The sequence below is a fragment of the Kocuria coralli genome (genome assembly GCF_008831305.1).
GTDB classification, from domain to species: Bacteria; Actinomycetota; Actinomycetes; order Actinomycetales; family Micrococcaceae; genus Kocuria; species Kocuria coralli.
The window spans coordinates 81,356-100,161 of sequence record NZ_ML708614.1 but is presented as its reverse complement, the minus strand read 5'-3'; the positions used below and the strand labels follow the sequence as shown (position 1 = coordinate 100,161).

Genomic DNA, 18,806 nt, shown 5'->3' with positions numbered 1-18,806 from the left:
TGCCGTGGCGCAGACGACGAAACCCGCTGAATCCCCGGAGAGGGCGACCGACACCGGGGTCATCACCGCACCCAGCGTGCCGCCGTCCGCCGTGGACAAGGCCGGTCTGAAGCGCGAGTTCCGCAGACAGGCCTCGATCCTCCGGCACAAGCGCCGGACCGGCGCGGGCTTCCCGCAGGTGGCGGGGCAGGCGTTCAACGCCGCGCTGGCCTTCGTGTGGACCCTGCTGCCGGGGCGGCTCATCATGCACTACTTCTTCCACGGCGGGCCGCTCATGGCCGCGGGTCTGTCCTACAACATGCTCTTCGCCTCCACCGCCGTCCTGGTGATCGGCGCCTCCGTCGGCGGCCGGGTGCTGGGCAACGACTCCGAGCTGCGAGCCCTGGTCGTCGACGCGGTGGACGAGACCATCCCGGGGCTGATCAACACCGGCGACGGGGGAGTGATCCCTGCCTCCGTGCTGGAGAACCCGCAGCCCTTCACCCTGACCACCGTCATCGCCTCCCTGGTGCTGTGCTTCGTGGCATGGCGCTGGGCCGCGGGCATCAGGCTGTCCTGCCGCCGGATGTTCGAGGTTCCGCCGGCCCGGGGCGCCCCCATCGCCGCCATTCCGCGCGACATCCTGGGGCTGATCCTGCTGGTCACGGTCGTCGCCGTCTCCCTGGTGCTCAACGCGGAGGCCGCCGGCGCCCTGCGCCTGTTCGAGGGAGCCACGGAGGACGTCGGATGGCTCCACGCGATCGTCCAGTTCCTGGGCGGCGAGTTCTTCTACGGGGCGGCCACCACCCTGGGCTTCGCCGCGGACGCGCTGATGCTGTTCCTGATGATCCGCGGGGTCGCCCAGCTCAAGCCGGGCTGGTGGCCCATGACCTGCATCCTGATCCTGGGCGTCGTCGGGAACTTCGCCCTGCGTGAGCTCGGGGGCGCGCTGGTGCAGACCATGGCCGCCAACCCGTACCTGCTGTCCGTGGGCATCATCGTCGGCGTGCTGTTCTGGTTCTACTTCTTCAGCCAGATCATCCTGGTGGCCACGGCCTTCGGCGCCCTGGTCCAGGCCGACCTCAACGGCGGGCACGCCCAGCCGGCGGGGGAGGACCGCGCCGTCACGCCCATCGACGCCGGGCTGCTCGACCGGATCCGTTCCTACGAACGTGAGGTATAGAGGTATAGACGACGACTGGCCGTTCTGGTCGCCATCAGCTCGGATAGGCGACCAGAACGGCCAGTCGTCGTCTAAGGGCGCGCGGAACGAGAACTCACATGGCGCGGGAGAGCGCGGCCTTCTTGACCTCCGCGATCGCCTTGGTGATCTGGATCCCGCGAGGGCAGGCCTCGGTGCAGTTGAACGTGGTGCGGCAGCGCCACACGCCTTCCTTGTCGTTCAGGATCTCCAGGCGCATGTCACCGGCCTGATCCCGCGAGTCGAAGATGAACCGGTGCGCGTTCACGATCGCGGCCGGACCGAAGTACTGGCCGTCGGTCCAGAACACGGGGCACGAGGAGGTGCACGCGGCGCAGAGGATGCACTTGGTGGTGTCGTCGAAGCGGGCGCGGTCCTCGGCGGACTGGTAGCGCTCGCGCTCCGGCTCGTTGTCGACGTTGACCAGGAACGGCATGATCTCGCGGTAGGACTGGAAGAAGGGCTCCATGTCCACGATCAGGTCTTTCTCGCACGGGAGGCCCTTGATGGGCTCCACGGTCAGCGGCTTGGACAGGTCCAGGTCCTTGAGCAGCACCTTGCAGGCCAGGCGGTTGCGGCCGTTGATGCGCATCGCATCGGAGCCGCACACGCCGTGGGCGCAGGACCGGCGGAAGGACAGCGAGCCGTCGATCTCCCACTTGATCTTGTGCAGGCAGTCCAGCACGCGGTCGGTGCCGTACATCGTCAGCTGGAACTCGTCCCAGTGGGCGTCCTCGGAGACCTCGGGGTTGTAGCGGCGCACCCGGACGGTGACATCGAACGACGGAATGGCCTCGGACGCGGTCTGATCTTGAGTGTTCTCGGCGGTAGCGGTCGACATCAGTACTTACGCTCCATCGGCTCGTAATGGGTGAAGATGACGGGTTTGGTCTCCTGGCGGATGCCCGCGGTCTCCGACGAGGGGTCTTCGTACACCATGGAGTGCACCATGAAGTTCTCGTCGTCGCGCTTGGGGAAGTCCTCGCGGGCGTGGCCGCCGCGGGACTCCTGACGGTGCAGCGCCGCGACGGACATGACCTTGGCCAGCTGCAGCAGGAAGCCCAGCTCCACCGCCTCGAGCAGGTCCAGGTTGTACCGCTTGCCGTGGTCCTGGATCGCGATGTTCGCGTACCGCTCCTCCAGGGCCGAGATGTCGGAGAGCGCCTGGTTGATGGACTCCTCGGTGCGGAACACCTGCATGTTCAGGTCCATGGTGTCCTGCAGATCCTTGCGGATCGCCCCGACCTTCTCGGAGCCGTGCGCCGAGAGGGCGTTCTGCAGCAGCGCCTCGGTCGCCTCCATGGCATCGTCCGGGATGGGCAGGAACTCGGCTCGCTGGGAGTACTCGGCGGCGTTGACGCCCGCCCGCTTGCCGAACACGTTGATGTCCAGCAGGGAGTTGGTGCCCAGGCGGTTGGACCCGTGCACGGAGACGCAGGCCACCTCTCCGGCGGCGTAGAGCCCGGGGATGGTCTTCTCGGAGTTCTCGAAGACCTCGCCCTTGATGTCGGTGGGGATCCCGCCCATGGTGTAGTGCGCGGTGGGGAACACCGGCACCGGCTCGGTGTAGGGCTCCACGCCCAGATAGGTGCGGGCGAACTCGGTGATGTCCGGCAGCTTGGCGTCGATGTGCGCCGGCTCCAGGTGGGTGAGGTCCAGGAGCACGTAGTCCTTGTTGGGGCCGCAGCCACGGCCTTCGCGAACCTCGTTGGCCATCGAGCGGGCCACGATGTCACGCGGGGCGAGGTCCTTGATGGTGGGGGCGTAGCGTTCCATGAACCGCTCGCCGTCGGAGTTGCGGAGGATGCCGCCCTCACCGCGGGCGGCCTCGGAGACCAGGATGCCCAGCCCGGCCAGTCCGGTCGGGTGGAACTGCACGAACTCCATGTCCTCGAGCGGCAGGCCGTTGCGGAAGGCGATGGCCATGCCGTCCCCCGTGAGGGTGTGGGCGTTCGAGGTGGTCTTGAAGACCTTGCCGTTGCCGCCGGTGGCGAAGACCACGGACTTCGCCTGGAAGACGTGCAGCTCGCCCGTGGCCAGTTCGTAGGCGACGACGCCCGACGGACGGCGGCCCTCGGGGGTGTCCACGAGGATCAGGTCGAAGACGTAGAACTCGTTGTAGAACTCCACGTTGTGCTTGATGCAGGCCTGGTAGAGCGTCTGCAGGATCATGTGACCGGTGCGGTCGGCGGCGTAGCACGCGCGGCGGACCGGGGACTTGCCGTGATCGCGGGTGTGGCCGCCGAACCGGCGCTGATCGATCTTGCCCTCGGGGGTCCGGTTGAACGGAAGCCCCATCTTCTCGAGGTCCAGGACGGCTTCGATGGCCTCCTTGGCCATGATCTCCGCGGCGTCCTGGTCGACGAGGTAGTCACCGCCCTTGATGGTGTCGAACGTGTGCCACTCCCAGCTGTCCTCTTCGACATTGGCGAGTGCCGCGCACATACCGCCCTGCGCCGCACCCGTGTGGGAGCGGGTGGGGTAGAGCTTGGTCAGCACCGCGGTCTTGGCGCGCTGACCGGATTCGATAGCGGCGCGCATGCCCGCGCCGCCGGCTCCTACGATGACCACATCGTATTTGTGAACCTGCATTCTGAAATATTCTTTCTTCTCGAGATTCAGTGGGCGAGCGGCGGGCGGAGGCCGGGGCCGTCATTCACCCGAACAGTTCGGAAACTAGCGGGCACGGCCTCGCTCAGGCACCCGGGCAGAAGGATGCGAGCAGCTCGGGATCGGCACCGGCGGGGCAGGGCTCGAACGTGAAGATGACCAGCGTGCCCAGGAGGATCACGAAGCCGGTGGCGAGGAAGAGCGCCAGCTTCAGCCAGAAGCGGGCACCGTCGCGCTCGGCGTAGTCGTCGATGATCGTGCGCATGCCGTTGGCACCGTGCAGCATGGCCAGCCACAGCAGGGCGAGGTCCCAGACCTGCCAGAACGGGTTGGCCCATTTGCCGCCCACGAAGCCGAAGTCGATGGCGTGGACGCCGCCCTCAGGGACGATCAGGTTGGCGATCAGGTGCCCGAAGACGAGGACCAGCAGCAGGATCCCGGACAGGCGCATGTAGAGCCAGGCCAGCATCTCGAACTTGCTGCGCCCGGATCCCGAGCGGTTGTACTTGACACCGTTGACGACGCGGTCATTGCTGCGAGGAACGGCAATCTGGGGTTTCAGCGGAGTGCTCATGCTTGTGTTCCCTCGCGATCAGTGGAAGAAGACGTTGGACAAGTGACGGATCGCGAACGGCACCATCACTACGAGCCAGGCCACGATCACACCCCAGAACAGCTTCTTCTGATGCTTGGCGCCCGAGGACCAGAAGTCGATCAGGATGATCCGGATCCCGTTGAAGGCGTGATAGACGATGCCCGCCACCAGGCCGGCCTCGCCGAGGCCCATGATGGGGTTCTTGTAGGTCTCCATGACGGCGTTGTACGCCTCCGGATCCACGCGCACCATGGCCGTATCCATGACGTGGACCAGAAGGAAAAAGAAAATGCCCACACCGCTGATCCGGTGCGCGACCCAGGACCACATTCCGTACTCGCCCCGGTAGAGGGTGCCGGATTTGGGTCCAGTTCGGGTCTCCGTGGTTGTCGCGGCCACGATTGATACCTCCCTGTATCGCCTGCGGGTGCGTTGGCTCGCCCTGGCGTTTTTGCGTGCATTGCACCCTTGGCGGAGCCTGTGGCTCACGTCAAGATCTCTAGTGAACTCGCAGCTCACCATATCAGCCGCAGGGCGGCGGAAGCGCCACTTGGCGACAGGGTGTCAGCGCTCGGGCGCCGCACAGCTGGCCCGTGACCCCGGGCCTCGTGCCGGCGGGGTGTCCTGCCCGCGGCGGCACCCGGGCCCCGTCAGGTGCTGCCCGGCAGCCCCCGCGGGTTAGGATCGCGAACGTGACCCAACCACTTGAGCACTTTCACCCCTTCATCCCCGCCGGCGGCGTGGGCTCCCGGCTGTGGCCGCTGTCCCGTGCCGATGCGCCGAAGTTCTTGCTGGACCTCACCGGGTCCGGGTCCTCCCTGCTGCGTGCGACGTACGAGCGGCTGGCCCCGCTGACCAAGGATCCCGTGATGGTGGTGACCGGGCGCGGTCACGCCGGTGCCGTGAGCCAGCAGCTGCCGGAGCTCTCGGCCAAGGACCTCGTCCTGGAGCCCTCCCCGCGCGATTCCGCAGCGGCGATCGGCCTCGCCTGCATGCTGCTCGAGCGCAGGGACCCGGGGTGCGTGGTCGGGTCGTTCGCCGCCGACCACGTGATCGAACCCGCCAGCGTCTTCCAGGAGGCCGTCGTCCAGGCGGTCACGGCGGCGCGGACGGGCAAGATCGTGACCATCGGCATCCAGCCGTCCTCCCCGTCCACCGGTTTCGGTTACATCAAGGCGGACGGCGACCTCGGCATCGAGGGCGCCTCCTCGGTCCGCGGGGTCGAGCAGTTCGTGGAGAAGCCGGACGAGGACACGGCCCGAGCCTATGTGGCCAGTGGCGACTACCTCTGGAACGCCGGGATGTTCGTCGCGCCGGCCAGCCTGATGCTCGAGCACCTGGAGGCCAACGAGCCCGAGCTCTTCCAGGGGCTGCGCACCATCGCCGACGCCTGGGGGACCGTGCGCCAGGACCAGGTCATGTCCAGGGTGTGGGAGTCCCTGCCCAAGACCGCGATCGACTACGCCGTGGCCGAGCCCGCCGCGGCCGCCGGCGACGTCGCCGTGGTGCCGGGCACCTTCAACTGGGACGACGTCGGGGACTTCGCCGCGATGTCCCGGCTCAACCACGTGGGGGAGTCCGACGACGTCGCCGTCCTGGGGGAGAACACCCGGGTGCTCGTGGACAACTCCTCCGGCATCGTGGTCTCCGATACGGGCAGGGTCGTGGCGCTGATCGGGGTCGAGGACATCGTCGTCGTCGACACCCCCGACGCCCTGCTGGTGACCACGCGCGAACACGCCCAGAGCGTCAAGGAGACGGTGAACTCCCTCAAGGCCTCGGGGGACCTGGACGTCCTGTGATCAGTGCCCCGGCCGCCGGGCGGCGGCCGTCGCATTGAGAGCAGGTATGTGGGTCACTATGTGAACGAGGGAATCCTGATGATGGGAGTCCCGGCGTATTCTGTGCCAATGTCCCCATCCACGGATCCCCTCGTCACCCCCGCTCAGAACGAGATTCAGACCCTGACCGCCTGGTCGGGCGAGGCCGGACAGGTGCCGTCCGTCGGCGCGTTCATACGTCGGTGGCTGCCCGAGCTGATCGAGTTCCGCCGTGACATCCACCAGCACCCGGAGCTGTCCTACCAGGAGTTCCGTACCACTAGCCGCATCGTGGAGGCGTTGGAGGCGGCGGGCCTCAGTCCCGTGCGCCTCAAGGGGTCGGGCTGCTACGTGGACATCGGGCAGGGTCCGATCGCGGTCGGCCTGCGCGCCGATATCGACGCGCTGCCGATCCAGGAGGCCACGGGCCTGCCGTTCTCCTCGGTGAACGACGGCGTGGCCCACTCCTGCGGGCACGACGTCCACACCACCGTGATGCTGGGCGTGGCAAAGGTCCTGTCCGACATCGACCGGTCCTCGCCGCTGGCCGGCCGGGTGAGGGTCCTGTTCCAGCCCGCCGAGGAGAAGCTGCCCGGAGGGGCGCTCACCGTCATCGACCAGGGGGTGCTGGAGGGCGTGCCCCGCATGTTCGCCCTGCACTGCGAGCCCAAGGTCGACGTCGGTCACGTCGGGACGCGGATCGGCGCCATCACCTCCGCCTCGGACACCGTACGGGTGCACGTATCGGGCGACGGCGGGCATACGTCCCGCCCGCACCTGACCCAGGACCTGGTCTTCGCCATGGCGCAGATCGCGGTCAACGTCCCGGCGGTGATGTCCCGCCGGGTGGACGTGCGCTCGGGCGTCTCCGTCGTGTGGGGCGAGATCAACGCCGGGATCGCCCCCAACGCCATCCCGTCGCAGGGCACCCTGGCCGGGACCATGCGCTGCCTGGACGCCGATGCCTGGCATCGCGCGGGCACCCTCCTGGACGAGGTGGTGGGCCAGGTGGCCTCCCCGTACGGGGTGACGGTGGAGGTCGAGCACATCCGCGGCGTCCCGCCCGTCGTCAACGGCGAGGTCGAGACCACCCTGCTGGAGAACGCCGCCCGCGACGAGCTCGGCGAGGACGCCGTGCTGCTGGTCGAGCAGTCCATGGGCGGGGAGGATTTCGCCTGGTACCTGCAGGAGGTGCCGGGTTCCATGATGCGCCTGGGCACCAGGACGCCGGGCGGGCGGACCTACGACCTCCACCAGGCCGACTACATCGCGGACGAGGAGGCCATCGGGTGCGGCGTCCAGGTGATGACCAACACCGCGCTGCGGGCCGTCATGCTGCACGTTCGGGAGCTCGCCGGGTAGGACATTGCACGGATCACCATGTTCGTACCGTGCGCAACATCCAGGACATACTCCTGAGTACACTGAACGCCACCACCACCCGTTCAGTTCCGGCCCGTCGGCGCGCACTCACCATTCCCGGTCCTCGCCGGGACTCCTCTGCCCGGCTCCGGCACACTCTCCACCGGAGGAAACATGACCTTCCGTTCCCGCACCATGAAGGCGTCTGCGTTTCTCGGACTGACTGCTCTGGCCGTGACGGCCTGCGGCGAAGCACCGGAAGACAGCGAGGGCGCCGCGGACGCGTCCGACTTCACGGGCTGCATCGTCTCCGACGAGGGCGGCTTCCAGGACCGCTCGTTCAACCAGAACTCCTACGAAGGGCTGAAGGCGGCCGAGTCCGACCTCGGCATCGATGTCCAGGAGGCCGAGTCCCAGGCGGAGACCGACTTCATCCCGAACCTGAACTCCATGATCCAGAACGGCTGCGACCTGACGGTCTCCGTGGGCTTCCTCCTGGCCGACGCCACGCGGGAGGCCGCCGAGGCCAACCCCGATGCGCACTTCGCGATCGTGGACGACCACTCGATCGACCTGGACAACGTCAAGCCGATCACCTACAACACCGCCGAAGCCGCGTTCCTGGCGGGCTACGTCGCCGCGGGCTCCTCCGAGACGGGCACCGTCGCCACCTACGGCGGCCTGGACATCCCCACCGTGACCGTGTTCATGGACGGCTTTGCCGACGGCGTGGACTACTGGAACGAGCAGAAGTCGGATGACGTCGAGCTGCTGGGCTGGAACAAGGAGACCCAGGACGGCACGTTCGTCGGCAACTTCAGCGATGCCGCCGCGGCCAAGACCACCACGCAGAACTTCATCAACGAAGGCGCCGACGTGATCATGCCGGTCGCCGGCCAGGCCGCGACGGGCACCCCTGACGCCGTCGTCGAAGCCAACTCCGGCGGTGGCGAGGACGAGGTCACCTTCGTCTGGGTGGACGCCGACGGTTACGACACCCTCTCCGAGGACCAGAAGCCCTATCAGCTGACCTCGGTGCTGAAGGAACTGTCCACCTCGGTCGAGGACGTGGTGACCACCGCCGCGGAGGGCAACTTCGACAGCGAGCCCTACGTGGGGGACCTGTCCAACGAGGGCGTGGGCATCGCCCCGTTCCACGATCAGGAGGATCGTGTGGGCGAGGAGCTCGCCGGCGAGGTCGAGCAGATCCGCCAGCAGATCGTGGACGGGGAGATCACCGTGGAGTCCGAGAGCTCCCCCGAGTGACCCCGATGCCCCGACCCTGAGGCCGGGGCATCCGCGGGTTCCACGGCCGCGGTCCGCCGGTCTGGAACCCGGGCTCGCCCGTCGTCCCGTGCCCTTCGCCGGGCCCGGACGGCGGGCGGGCCCGACCGATCCCACATCCCGTCAGCTCAGAGGAATACGAACCCATGAAGCTCGAACTTCGGGAGATCACGAAGAAATTCGGGTCCTTCGCCGCCAACCGGAATGTCTCCCTGACCGTCGAGCCGGGGGAGATCCACTGCCTGCTCGGCGAGAACGGCGCGGGCAAGTCCACCTTGATGAACGTTCTCTACGGCCTCTACCAGCCCACGTCGGGGGAGATCCTGGTCGACGACCTGGCCGTGGAGTTCAACGGCCCGTCGGACGCCCTGGACTGCGGCATCGGGATGGTGCACCAGCACTTCATGCTGGTGCCCGTCTTCACGGTCGCGGAGAACGTCGCGCTGGGCTCGGAGTCGCTCAAGGGGGCCAGCCTGGATCTGGAGACCACGCGGAGCAAAATCCGCGAGATCTCCGACCAGTACGGCTTCGCGGTGGACCCCGACGCCGTCGTGGAGGACCTGCCGGTGGGTGTGCAGCAGCGCGTGGAGATCATCAAGGCCCTGGTGCGCGACGCCGAGCTGCTCATCCTGGACGAGCCCACCGCGGTGCTCACCCCCAAGGAGACCGATGAGCTTCTGGCGATCATGCGCCAGCTCAAGGAGAACGGCACCTCCATCGTGTTCATCTCCCACAAGCTGCGCGAGGTGCGCGAGGTCTCCGACGTGATTACGGTGATCCGCCGCGGTGAAGTGGTGGGGTCGGTGTCGCCGCAGGCCACGCCCGGTGAACTGGCCGCCATGATGGTCGGCCGCGAGGTCTCGCTGTCCGTGACCAAGGCGGAGGCGCAGGCCGGCGAGGAGGCCCTGGTGGTCTCGGACCTCACCGTGGTGGGGTCCAACGGCGTGACCCTGCTGGAGAACCTCAACCTGTCCGTTGCCAAGGGCGAGATCCTCGCCGTGGCCGGGGTGCAGGGCAACGGGCAGGTGGAGTTCGCCGAGGCTCTCCTGGGGCTGCGCAAGGCCTCCGGTTCCATCCGCCTGGAGGGCAAGGAGCTCGTCGGCCGTTCGGTGCGCCAGGTCCTGGAGGCCGGTGTGGGCTTCGTCCCCGAGGACCGCTCGACCGACGGCCTGGTGGGCCCGTTCTCCGTCGCGGAGAACCTGGTCCTGGACCTCTACAAGGATCCTCGGTTCCGCTCGGGGTTGTCCCTCAGGAAGCGCGCCATCGCGGCCAACGCCGAGGAACGGATCGCCGAGTTCGACATCCGCACGGGGTCGGCGAACGCTCACGCCGCGACCCTGTCGGGCGGCAACCAGCAGAAGATCGTCATCGCGCGGGAGCTGTCCCGGCCCCTGAAGCTGTTCCTGGCCTCCCAGCCCACCCGCGGCGTCGACGTGGGGTCGGTCGAGTTCATCCACGAGCGCATCGTGGCCGAGCGCGACTCGGGCGTCCCCGTGATCATCGTGTCCACCGAGCTGGACGAGGTCTACGCCCTGGCGGACCGGATCGCGGTCTTCTTCCACGGCCGGCTCATGGGCATCGTGGGCCCGGACACCCCCCGGGAGATCCTGGGCCAGATGATGGCCGGGGCCACCGAGGACGAGGTGCGCGCGACACCTCCGCCGGACGGCGACGGCGGGCCCCAGCCGCCCGCAGCGTCGCAGCGGGACGCCGGCCCCTCCGGCGACGACCCCATCCATCACGACGGCCGGGCCGTCCCGAACGCACCGTGGGAGGAGCAGGCATGACCACCCCCACCACAGACACCCCGACCGTCAACGCGGCCGAGGACCTGGAGACCGACGGCCCGCGGTGGATCGGCTCCGCCCTCCAGCCGGTGCTGGCGATCATCGCGGCGCTGCTGCTGGGCGGCGTCCTGATCGCCGCCACCGACGAGCGGGTCATGCGGGCGACCGGCTATTTCTTCAGCCGCCCCACGGATACTTTCGCGGCGGCCTGGCGCGCCGCGTCCTCGGCCTACGAGGCCATGTTCTACGGGGCCGTGTTCAACCCCAGCGGCGATACCTTCACGCGGCAGATCTACCCCCTGACCGAGACCCTGACGGTGGCCACCCCGCTCATCTTCGCCGGTCTCGGCGTGGCCATCGCCTTCCGCGCGGGCCTGTTCAACATCGGCGCCCAGGGGCAGATCCTGATCGGCGCCACCCTCGCGGCCTATGTGGGCTTCGCCTGGTCCATGCCGTTGCCGCTGCACCTGCTGCTCGTGATCGTGGCCGGCGTGATCGGCGGCGGCATCTGGGGAGGCTTCGTCGGCCTGCTCAAGGCTCGCACGGGCGCTCACGAGGTGATCGTGACGATCATGCTCAACTACATCGCGGCCAACCTCCTGGCCTATCTGCTGACCCGGCCCGCGTTCCTGCGCGAGGGGTCCACCAACCCCCTCAGCCCTCCGGTGGCGGAGACGGCGCAGTTCCCGTTGCTGCTGGGACCGCCCTTCCGGCTGCACTGGGGCTTCCTGCTGGCCATCGCCGCCACCGTTTTCATGTGGTGGGTGCTCAACCGCTCCACGATCGGCTTCGAGATTCGCGCCGTGGGCTCCAACCCCAGGGCCGCCAAGACCGCCGGCATCAATGTCACCAAGGGCTTCGTCGTCGTGATGGTCATGGCGGGCGGCTTCGCCGGCCTGGCGGGCGTGGCGCAGATATCCGGGACCGAGGGGTCGCTGTCGGCCGGTGTGGCGGCGTCGTTCGGGTTCGATGCGATCACCGTGGCGCTGCTGGGCCGCTCCACGCCGCTGGGCACGTTCCTGGCGGGGCTGCTCTACGGCGGCTTCCGTGCGGGCGCGGTGACCATGCAGACCATGACCGGGACCAACGTGGACATCGTGCTGGTGGTCCAGTCGCTGATCGTGCTGTTCATCGCGCTGCCGCCGCTGTTCTCCGCGGCCCGGCGGAAGAGGTCCTCCGGCGCCAAGGGCGCCGCGCCGTCGCCGTCCGCGTCCGCCGAGGGCGCGACCTCCGACGGGACCTCCGCCGACGCTGCCGACACGGCCCAGGAGGGCACCGGCGCCGAAGGCCCGGCCAGTACCACCCCGGGCGGAACCAAGGAGGCTCGAGCATGAGCACCGCAACGCAGACCCCCGCTCCCGGGCACGGGACGCAGGGAGAGGCCCACGAGGGCGCCGAGCACGTGGACCCCGCTGCCCTGCCCGCGAGCGCCCGCCGCGCCCCGCTGGGTTTCGGCGTCCTGGCCCTGGTCTCCCTGATCGTCTTCGCCTTCAACGGCCCGGACCAGAGCGTGACCTTCCGGATCAGCGGCGACGGCGACCTGTTCCAGGTTCCGAACGTGGTGGTTCCCGGCCTGGTCACGGGTTGGGTGATCACCATCGCGCTCGCCGCGCTGACCGTCTTCGCCTTCTTGCGCGTGCGGTCCGGCCGGCTCACCCCGACGTGGTCCGTGGTGCTCTACGGCGCACTGTTCGTCGCCGGGTTCCTGGTCTGGGTGGTGGGCTCGGCCAACAACCCCTCCGTGTCCCTGACCGGTCTGCTGGCAGGCGGGGTCGCCCTCGCCGTGCCCCTGGTCTTCGGCTCGCTGAGCGGACTCATGTGCGAGCGTTCCGGCGTGGTCAACATCGCGATCGAGGGTCAGCTGCTCTTCGGGGCGTTCTCGGCCGCCATCGCGGGCTCCGTGTCCGGCAGCGCGTGGGTCGGCCTGCTGGCCGCCATGATCGGCGCGGCCCTGGTCTCCCTGGTCCTTGCCGTCTTCTCGATCACCTACCGGGTCAACCAGATGATCGTAGGCGTGGTGCTCAACGTGCTGGTCTCGGGCCTCACCGGCTTCCTGTTCGCCACCCTGCTGGAGTCCGACGCCGGCCGCTTCAACTCCCCGCCCCGTCTTCCGTCCTTCGCGATCCCGGTGCTCAGCGAGCTGCCCCTGGTCGGGCGGATCCTCTTCGACCAGTCGATCGTGGGCTACTTCATGTGGCTGGCCATCCCGATCGTGTGGTTCGCCGTCTACCGCACCCGCTGGGGGCTGCGCACCCGCGCCATCGGCGAGCATCCCAAGGCCGCGGACACCCTGGGCATCAACGTCAACCGGATGCGGTTCGTCAACGTCCTGCTGGGCGGACTGATCGCCGGTATCGGCGGGTCGTTCTACACGCTGGTGTCGGTGACCTCCTTCACCAGGGATATGACCTCGGGTGCCGGCTATATCGCCCTTGCGGCGTTGATCTTCGGCCGGTGGAATCCGATCGGCGCTTTCCTGGCCGCCCTGCTGTTCGGCGTCGCCTCCAACCTGCAGTCCGTGCTGTCCTTCCTGGGCACCTCGATGCCCAGCCAGTTCCTGGCGATGCTGCCCTACGTGATCACCATCCTGGCCGTGGCCGGCCTGGTGGGCGCCTCCCGCGGTCCCGCCTCCGCCGGGCAGCCGTACGTCAAGGAATGAGAGGGTCGTGTCCGAGATGACGACGGATCCCCGAGCCGCCCCCCAGGACGCGGAGGCACCCGTATGGGACGCCCTGCTGGCCGAGGCGCGCAGGGTCATGACCCGCGCCTACGTGCCCTACTCCGACTTCCCGGTGGGGGCCGCCGCCCTGGTCGAGGACGGACGGACGGTCTCCGGATGCAACGTGGAGAACGCGAGCTACGGCGTGACCCTGTGCGCCGAATGCGGCCTGGTCAGTTCCCTCCACGCCACGGGCGGCGGACGCCTGACCCATTTCGTGTGCGTCGACGGGAAGGGACGGATCCTGATGCCGTGCGGCCGGTGCCGCCAGCTGCTCTACGAGCACCGTGCCCCGGATATGGTGCTGATGACGGTGTCCGGGGTGAAGAGCATGGACCAGGTGCTGCCGGACGCCTTCGGCCCCGAGAACCTCTGACCGGAGTTCCTGACCAGAACCCCTGACCGACGGGATGTCCATGAGCGCTTCCTCCGAGACGGCCTTCGCCGCCGTCGACATCATCCGGGCCAAGCGGGACGGCCTCGCCCTGAACCCGGCCCAGATCGACTGGGTGATCGACGCCTACGTGCGCGGCGAGGTGGCCGAGGAGCAGATGGCCGCACTGGCCATGGCGATCGTGCTCAACGGCATGGACCGGCAGGAGATCGCCCGGTGGACGCGGGCGATGATCGACTCGGGCCGGCGGATGGACTTCTCCGGGCTCACCCGCCATGGACGGCGCCTGCCCACCGTCGACAAGCACTCGACCGGGGGAGTGGGGGACAAGATCACCCTGCCCCTGGCCCCGCTGGTGGCCGCGCACGGCGTGGCCGTGCCGCAGCTGTCCGGCCGCGGGCTCGGCCACACCGGGGGCACGCTGGACAAGCTCGAGGCCATCCCGGGCTGGCGCGCCGATCTGGACCACGATCAGATCGTCCGTCAGCTGGAGTCGGTGGGAGCCGTGGTGTGCGCCGCCGGCGGCGACCTGGCCCCGGCGGACAAGAAGCTCTACGCCCTGCGCGACGTGACCGGAACGGTCGAGTCCATCCCCCTGATCGCCTCCTCGATCATGTCCAAGAAGATCGCCGAGGGCGCCGAGGCGCTGGTCCTGGACGTCAAGGTCGGCGCGGGCGCCTTCATGAAGGACGCGCGGTCGGCCGGAGAGCTGGCGGAGACCATGGTGGGCCTCGGCACGGATGCCGGCCTGACGACGATCGCCCTGCTCACCGACATGTCCGCGCCACTGGGCCATGCGGTCGGCAACGCGTGCGAGGTCGCGGAGTCCGTGGAGGTCCTGGCCGGGGGAGGCCCGTCCGACGTCGTCGGCCTGACCCTCGCGCTCGCCGGGGAGATGCTCCGGGCGGCCGGAGTGGAGGCGGATCCCGCCGACGCGCTCCGTGACGGGCGGGCGATGGACGCCTGGCGGGCGATGATCGCCGCGCAGGGCGGTGACCCGAAGGCTCCCTTGCCGCAGGCGCGGATCTCCGAGACCGTGAGCGCCGATTCGGACGGCGTGGTCACGAGCCTGGACGCCATGGGCATCGGACTGGCCTCCTGGGGCCTCGGGGCGGGCAGGGCCCGTCGTGAGGATCCCGTCCAGCCGGCGGCGGGTGTGGTGCTGCGGGCAAAGCCCGGTGACACCGTGCGACGAGGGCAGATCCTGGCCACCATGCACACCGACAGCGCGTCGGCCGTCACCGCAGCCGCCGACCGGATCCGGTCCGCCTACGGCATCGAGAGTCTCCACGGGGCCGCGGCCGCCGCCGGCGCAAGGGAACCGGGCGACCGCAGCACGCCGCGAGCGAACGTGCTGCTCGGTCGAGTTGCTGCCGAGGACTTGTAGTCTGGTCCCAGACAGATCCAGCACGCTCTTGACGCGGGAGGACCAACACCGTGGGACTTTTTTCCAGGAAGTCGAATACCGAGCAGCAGACTGCCGGGGCCCCGAACGCTGAGGCCGCCCCGGCGGCTCAGCCCTTGCCGGCCGAAGGCCCCTTGCGGAACCTGGTCGCCGGCCTGGTGGCCGATGGCGCGGACCGGGGCAAGCTGACCCTGGTCCAGCGCGGCAACACCATGAGCCAGCAGACCGAACGCTCCGTGGGCGGCAACCCGACCACCGACGGCGGCACGGTCGACCAGGCCCACCCGCTGTTCGAGGACGTCGCCGCTCTCTACACCGAGGCCATGTCCCGTGACACCGGGGCCTGGCAGACCGCCGTGATCGAGGTCGGCCCCGACTCCGGTCGCGGCCGTCTGGTCCAGGTCGACTACGACTTCCCGGCTGCACCGCACTCCACCGAGCGCTATCAGCTCGGCGGCGGTGCTGGAGACGCTGCGGCCGCGGCCCCCGGTGCTCCGGCCGCTGGAACCGCCGGTCAGGGCAGTGAAGCCCCCGGAACCGCCGGAACCGCGGAGACCCCCGGAACCACTGGAACCACTGGAACCGCCGAAGGGCGCGAGAGCGCCCCGGAATCCCGCGTTCCCGCCGACAGTGCTGATTCAGGGGCTGACTCCGGCACCGGCACCGCCGCCGGCGTGGGGTCGGGAGCCCTGGCCGCGGCTGCCGCCGAGGGCCGTGGAGAGGCCGCCGAGGAGGCCTCGGGGACCGCCGAGCCGGAAGCGCAGCCCCGGCCGGAAGCACCGCAGCCGGTGCCTGCGCCCCAGGCCCCGGCCGCTGAGGCCGACCGCGGCGAGGAGCCGGCGTCCGAGCCGGCACCGGTGCCGCCCACGGTCACTGACGCCGTCGAGCCGGGCCCCGGCTCGCAGGACGACGTGCCCCAGCACGTCGACCACGAGGAGTGGCGCGATGACGACGCCGGCCGTTCCGGCGCGCAGGCCACCGGCGCCGCGGCTGCAGGTGCGGCCTCGGGTGCCGGGGCGCGTGCCTCCGCCGGGTCGGGTGAGGGCGATGCCCCGTCGATGGCCCAGACCGCGGATGTCGCCCCCTCCTACAGGGCCGGCGAGGTGAGCGGAAGGGCTCCCTCCAAGGACAAGCTGGCCGAGGGCAACAAGGTCCTGACCGAAGCGGATGTGCTCGGCCGCCTGGCCGGCGCGCAGCGCCGCCTGTTCGGCGCCGAGGGCACGGCCCTGGACGTCTCCACCGTCCTGATCCGCGTCCGCACCCTCGGCACCTACTACGACGCCCTGACCCACGTGCGCCAGGGCGGCTTCTGGGACCAGCGCCCCTCGTTCGACCTGGTGCCCGAGGAGGAGCTGAAGGTCCAGGAGCTCAAGGAGGACTCCTACGTCGAGGGCCAGGGCGCGCCGCTGGCCATGATGTTCCGCTTCCGGCCGGGCATCCCTCCCGAGGTGTCCTTCGACTACGCCGACGAGGAGGCGTTCGTCCGTTACCCCGAGCGCCTGCCCTCGCAGAACTACGTGGAGGAGCTGCGGATGTACCCGCGTACCGGCGCCAATATCCCGGCCCACGTCAACGACGCTCTGCAGGACTGGAACTACTGATCCATGACGGATATCCCGACTTCCCTGGACCACGGGACCGGGAGCCAGGACCCCGCCGGTGCCTCCGGCGGGGTCCTGCGCGCCCTGCCCAAGATCAGCCTGCACGATCACCTGGACGGCAGTCTCCGGCCGGACACGGTGGTGGAGCTGGCCGCCCTGGCCGGACATGACCTGCCCGCCTCGACCGGCGCCGAGCTGGCCCGATGGATGACCCGCGCGGGTGACTCCGGGTCTCTCGTGTCCTACCTGGAGACCTTCGAGCACACGCTGGCCGTGCTGCAGACCGCGGACGCGCTGCGCCGGGTCGCCCGGGAGGCCGTGGAGGACTACGTCGACGACGGCGTGATCCACGCCGAGGTCCGCTGGGCGCCGGAGCTGCATGTGCGCCGGGGCCTCACCCTGGAAGGGGCCGTCGAGGCCGTCCAGGAGGGGCTGGCCGCGGGGGTGGAGGCCGCCGCCACGGAGGGCTACGAGATCTCCGTGGGGCAGCTGCTGTGCGCCATGCGCCAGAACGACCGTTCCGAGGAGATCGCCCGCCTGGTGGTGACCCGCTACGATCCCGTCAGCGCCGGCGGGATCCTCGGCTTCGACCTGGCCGGCCCGGAAGCCGGTTACCCGGTCTCATCGCACCGGGCCGCACTGGACCTGCTGGCCGAGAACCTGATCCCCGTGACCCTTCACGCAGGGGAGGCTGACGGGGTCGACTCGATCCGGGACGCCGTCGTCAACGGTAGGGCTCTGCGGCTCGGGCACGGCGTGCGGATCGCCGAGGACATCACCCTGACGGATGCTCCCGATGGCGATGTCACCATCGACATGGGTCCGGTGGCCACCTGGGTCCGCGACCGCTCCATCGCCCTGGAGATCTGCCCCGAGTCCAACCGCCAGACGCACGCGACCCCCCGGTGGGATCCGCCGTCCAACCTGGTGAGGGTCCTGGGCCCCGGTACCGCCCAGCATCCCGTGGGGTTCCTGCACCGTGCCGGTTTCCGCGTGGTGATCGGACCCGACAACCGGCTGATCTCCGGAACGGACATCTCCGCCGAACTGGGCCGCCTGGTCAACCTGCACGGCCTGACCCTGGACGACGTCGAGACGCTGCAGCGCAACGGCGCCCAGGCGGCCTTCGCGCCCCTGGACCACCGCGTGATGCTCGAGGCGCGGATCACCGAGGAGTTCGACGCCCTGCGCGCCGCGGGCGCGCAGCTGGGCCTGGGCGACCTGCTGGCCGCGGAGGACGGGGCCGGGCAGTGAACGGGGCGGCCCCGTCGGCCGGCGCCCCGGCCGACCCGCCCGCCACCTCGGCTGTCCAGCCGCTCGACCCGGAGTCGGCGGCCCGGGGATTCACCGGGCTGCTCGAGGTCATGGACCGGCTCCGTTCGCCGGGCGGCTGCGCCTGGGACGCCCGGCAGACCCACGAGTCCCTCGTGAAGTACCTGATCGAGGAGTCCTACGAGGTCATCGAGGCCATCGAGTCGGACGGCGGTCCGGCGGCCCACCGGCAGGAGCTGGTCGAGGAGCTCGGCGACCTCCTGCTCCAGGTGGTCTTCCACGCCCGGGTGGCCCAGGAGCGCCGCGAGCAGGACGGCGGGTTCACGGTCTCCGACATCCTCGAGGCGGTCACCGCCAAGCTGATCCGGCGTCATCCCCAGGTCTTCGCGGCCGAGTACCGCGACACCCTGGGAACGCAGGCTTCCGAGGAGGCGCTGCACTCCCGGTGGGAGGAGCTCAAGAAGCAGGAGAAACCCGAGCGGAAGGGCCCGTTCGACGGCGTGCCGCCCGGGCTCCCGGCGCTGCAGTACGCGGAGAAGATCCTGGCCAAGGCCCGCCGCCACGGCCTCGAGCCCGCACCCGGCGGAGAGCAGCCGGGCGGGATACCGGAATCCGGGTCCGAGCCGGGAGCCCCGGCGAGCGAGGAGGAGCTCGGCGAACGCCTCTTCCACCTGGTCCGGCAGGCCTCCGTCGCAGGGCTCGACCCCGAACGCGCCCTGCGTGCCACGGCCCGCCGATGGGCCGGCGACCGGGAACGGGAGAGCGCCCGATGAGCCG

16 protein-coding genes are annotated in these 18,806 nt (G+C 69.6%); 12 read left to right on the top strand and 4 right to left on the bottom strand.

Translation table 11 applies throughout. The annotated features are described in order from the left end of the window. The first annotated feature begins 4 nt into the window (after positions 1–4). On the top strand, positions 5–1,162 hold the full coding sequence (locus tag FCK90_RS05730) for a YhjD/YihY/BrkB family envelope integrity protein (protein WP_158033339.1): 1,158 nt from the start codon (positions 5–7) through the stop codon (positions 1,160–1,162). A 94-nt stretch (positions 1,163–1,256) separates the two neighbouring features. Here the strand turns inward: FCK90_RS05730 and FCK90_RS05725 are convergent, their stop codons facing one another. The 4 genes from FCK90_RS05725 to sdhC all read right to left on the bottom strand — a co-directional run bounded on the left by FCK90_RS05725 (position 1,257) and on the right by sdhC (position 4,784). Continuing rightward, positions 1,257–2,021, bottom strand: coding sequence for a succinate dehydrogenase iron-sulfur subunit (locus FCK90_RS05725; protein WP_158033338.1), 765 nt, complete (start codon positions 2,019–2,021; stop codon positions 1,257–1,259). Next, on the bottom strand, positions 2,021–3,772 hold the full coding sequence (gene sdhA / locus FCK90_RS05720; protein ID WP_158033337.1) for a succinate dehydrogenase flavoprotein subunit: 1,752 nt from the start codon (positions 3,770–3,772) through the stop codon (positions 2,021–2,023). Before sdhA ends, FCK90_RS05725 begins: the two co-directional genes overlap by 1 nt. 103 nt (positions 3,773–3,875) lie before the next feature. Then, on the bottom strand, positions 3,876–4,364 hold the full coding sequence (locus FCK90_RS05715; RefSeq protein WP_158033336.1) for a succinate dehydrogenase hydrophobic membrane anchor subunit: 489 nt from the start codon (positions 4,362–4,364) through the stop codon (positions 3,876–3,878). Between the two features lie 18 nt (positions 4,365–4,382). Continuing rightward, positions 4,383–4,784 (bottom strand): succinate dehydrogenase, cytochrome b556 subunit, encoded by a 402-nt coding sequence (sdhC, locus tag FCK90_RS15710; RefSeq protein ID WP_281347442.1) that lies wholly within the window; start codon positions 4,782–4,784, stop codon positions 4,383–4,385. A gap of 293 nt (positions 4,785–5,077) precedes the next feature. Between sdhC and FCK90_RS05705 the strand changes: the two genes are divergently transcribed. The 11 genes from FCK90_RS05705 (at position 5,078) to FCK90_RS05655 (ending at position 18,802) form a co-directional block, all read left to right on the top strand. Beyond that, positions 5,078–6,187, top strand: a complete 1,110-nt coding sequence (locus tag FCK90_RS05705) for a mannose-1-phosphate guanylyltransferase (RefSeq protein WP_158033334.1) — start codon at positions 5,078–5,080, stop codon at positions 6,185–6,187. 108 nt (positions 6,188–6,295) lie between these two features. Further along, the gene (locus tag FCK90_RS05700) at positions 6,296–7,567 is read left to right on the top strand and encodes an amidohydrolase (RefSeq protein ID WP_158033333.1); all 1,272 of its coding nucleotides are present in this window, start codon (positions 6,296–6,298) and stop codon (positions 7,565–7,567) included. A 174-nt stretch (positions 7,568–7,741) separates the two neighbouring features. Continuing rightward, entirely contained in the window at positions 7,742–8,833 is a 1,092-nt protein-coding gene (locus FCK90_RS05695; protein ID WP_158033332.1) for a BMP family lipoprotein, read from the top strand. A gap of 164 nt (positions 8,834–8,997) precedes the next feature. After that, entirely contained in the window at positions 8,998–10,638 is a 1,641-nt protein-coding gene (locus tag FCK90_RS05690; protein ID WP_158033331.1) for an ABC transporter ATP-binding protein, read from the top strand. After that, the gene (locus FCK90_RS05685) at positions 10,635–11,972 is read left to right on the top strand and encodes an ABC transporter permease (RefSeq protein WP_158033330.1); all 1,338 of its coding nucleotides are present in this window, start codon (positions 10,635–10,637) and stop codon (positions 11,970–11,972) included. The genes FCK90_RS05690 and FCK90_RS05685 overlap by 4 nt, the downstream gene beginning before the upstream one ends. Next, positions 11,969–13,297 (top strand): ABC transporter permease, encoded by a 1,329-nt coding sequence (locus FCK90_RS05680; RefSeq protein WP_158033329.1) that lies wholly within the window; start codon positions 11,969–11,971, stop codon positions 13,295–13,297. The genes FCK90_RS05685 and FCK90_RS05680 overlap by 4 nt, the downstream gene beginning before the upstream one ends. 16 nt (positions 13,298–13,313) lie before the next feature. Beyond that, positions 13,314–13,733: a cytidine deaminase gene (locus tag FCK90_RS05675; RefSeq protein ID WP_158033429.1), complete on the top strand. Its 420-nt coding sequence runs from the start codon at positions 13,314–13,316 to the stop codon at positions 13,731–13,733. Between the two features lie 34 nt (positions 13,734–13,767). Further along, the gene (locus tag FCK90_RS05670) at positions 13,768–15,138 is read left to right on the top strand and encodes a thymidine phosphorylase (protein WP_158033328.1); all 1,371 of its coding nucleotides are present in this window, start codon (positions 13,768–13,770) and stop codon (positions 15,136–15,138) included. A gap of 50 nt (positions 15,139–15,188) precedes the next feature. Beyond that, positions 15,189–16,757 carry a hypothetical protein gene (locus FCK90_RS05665; RefSeq protein ID WP_158033327.1) on the top strand — a complete coding sequence of 523 codons (1,569 nt, stop codon included), beginning with the start codon at positions 15,189–15,191 and terminating at the stop codon, positions 16,755–16,757. Positions 16,758–16,760: 3 nt separating this feature from the next. Then, entirely contained in the window at positions 16,761–18,011 is a 1,251-nt protein-coding gene (locus FCK90_RS05660) for an adenosine deaminase (protein ID WP_158033326.1), read from the top strand. Continuing rightward, entirely contained in the window at positions 18,008–18,802 is a 795-nt protein-coding gene (locus FCK90_RS05655; RefSeq protein WP_246180022.1) for a MazG nucleotide pyrophosphohydrolase domain-containing protein, read from the top strand. The genes FCK90_RS05660 and FCK90_RS05655 overlap by 4 nt, the downstream gene beginning before the upstream one ends. Positions 18,803–18,806 lie beyond the last annotated feature (4 nt).

Coding starts and splice junctions, on each gene's coding strand:
- FCK90_RS05685 (WP_158033330.1), top strand. CDS start 10,635: ATGACCACCCCCACCACAGACACCCCGACCGTCAACGCGGCCGAGGAC.
- sdhA (WP_158033337.1), bottom strand. CDS start 3,772: ATGCAGGTTCACAAATACGATGTGGTCATCGTAGGAGCCGGCGGCGCG.
- FCK90_RS05725 (WP_158033338.1), bottom strand. CDS start 2,021: ATGTCGACCGCTACCGCCGAGAACACTCAAGATCAGACCGCGTCCGAG.
- FCK90_RS05660 (WP_158033326.1), top strand. CDS start 16,761: ATGACGGATATCCCGACTTCCCTGGACCACGGGACCGGGAGCCAGGAC.
- FCK90_RS05670 (WP_158033328.1), top strand. CDS start 13,768: ATGTCCATGAGCGCTTCCTCCGAGACGGCCTTCGCCGCCGTCGACATC.
- FCK90_RS05680 (WP_158033329.1), top strand. CDS start 11,969: ATGAGCACCGCAACGCAGACCCCCGCTCCCGGGCACGGGACGCAGGGA.
- FCK90_RS05675 (WP_158033429.1), top strand. CDS start 13,314: ATGACGACGGATCCCCGAGCCGCCCCCCAGGACGCGGAGGCACCCGTA.
- FCK90_RS05715 (WP_158033336.1), bottom strand. CDS start 4,364: ATGAGCACTCCGCTGAAACCCCAGATTGCCGTTCCTCGCAGCAATGAC.
- FCK90_RS05695 (WP_158033332.1), top strand. CDS start 7,742: ATGACCTTCCGTTCCCGCACCATGAAGGCGTCTGCGTTTCTCGGACTG.
- FCK90_RS05690 (WP_158033331.1), top strand. CDS start 8,998: ATGAAGCTCGAACTTCGGGAGATCACGAAGAAATTCGGGTCCTTCGCC.
- FCK90_RS05700 (WP_158033333.1), top strand. CDS start 6,296: ATGTCCCCATCCACGGATCCCCTCGTCACCCCCGCTCAGAACGAGATT.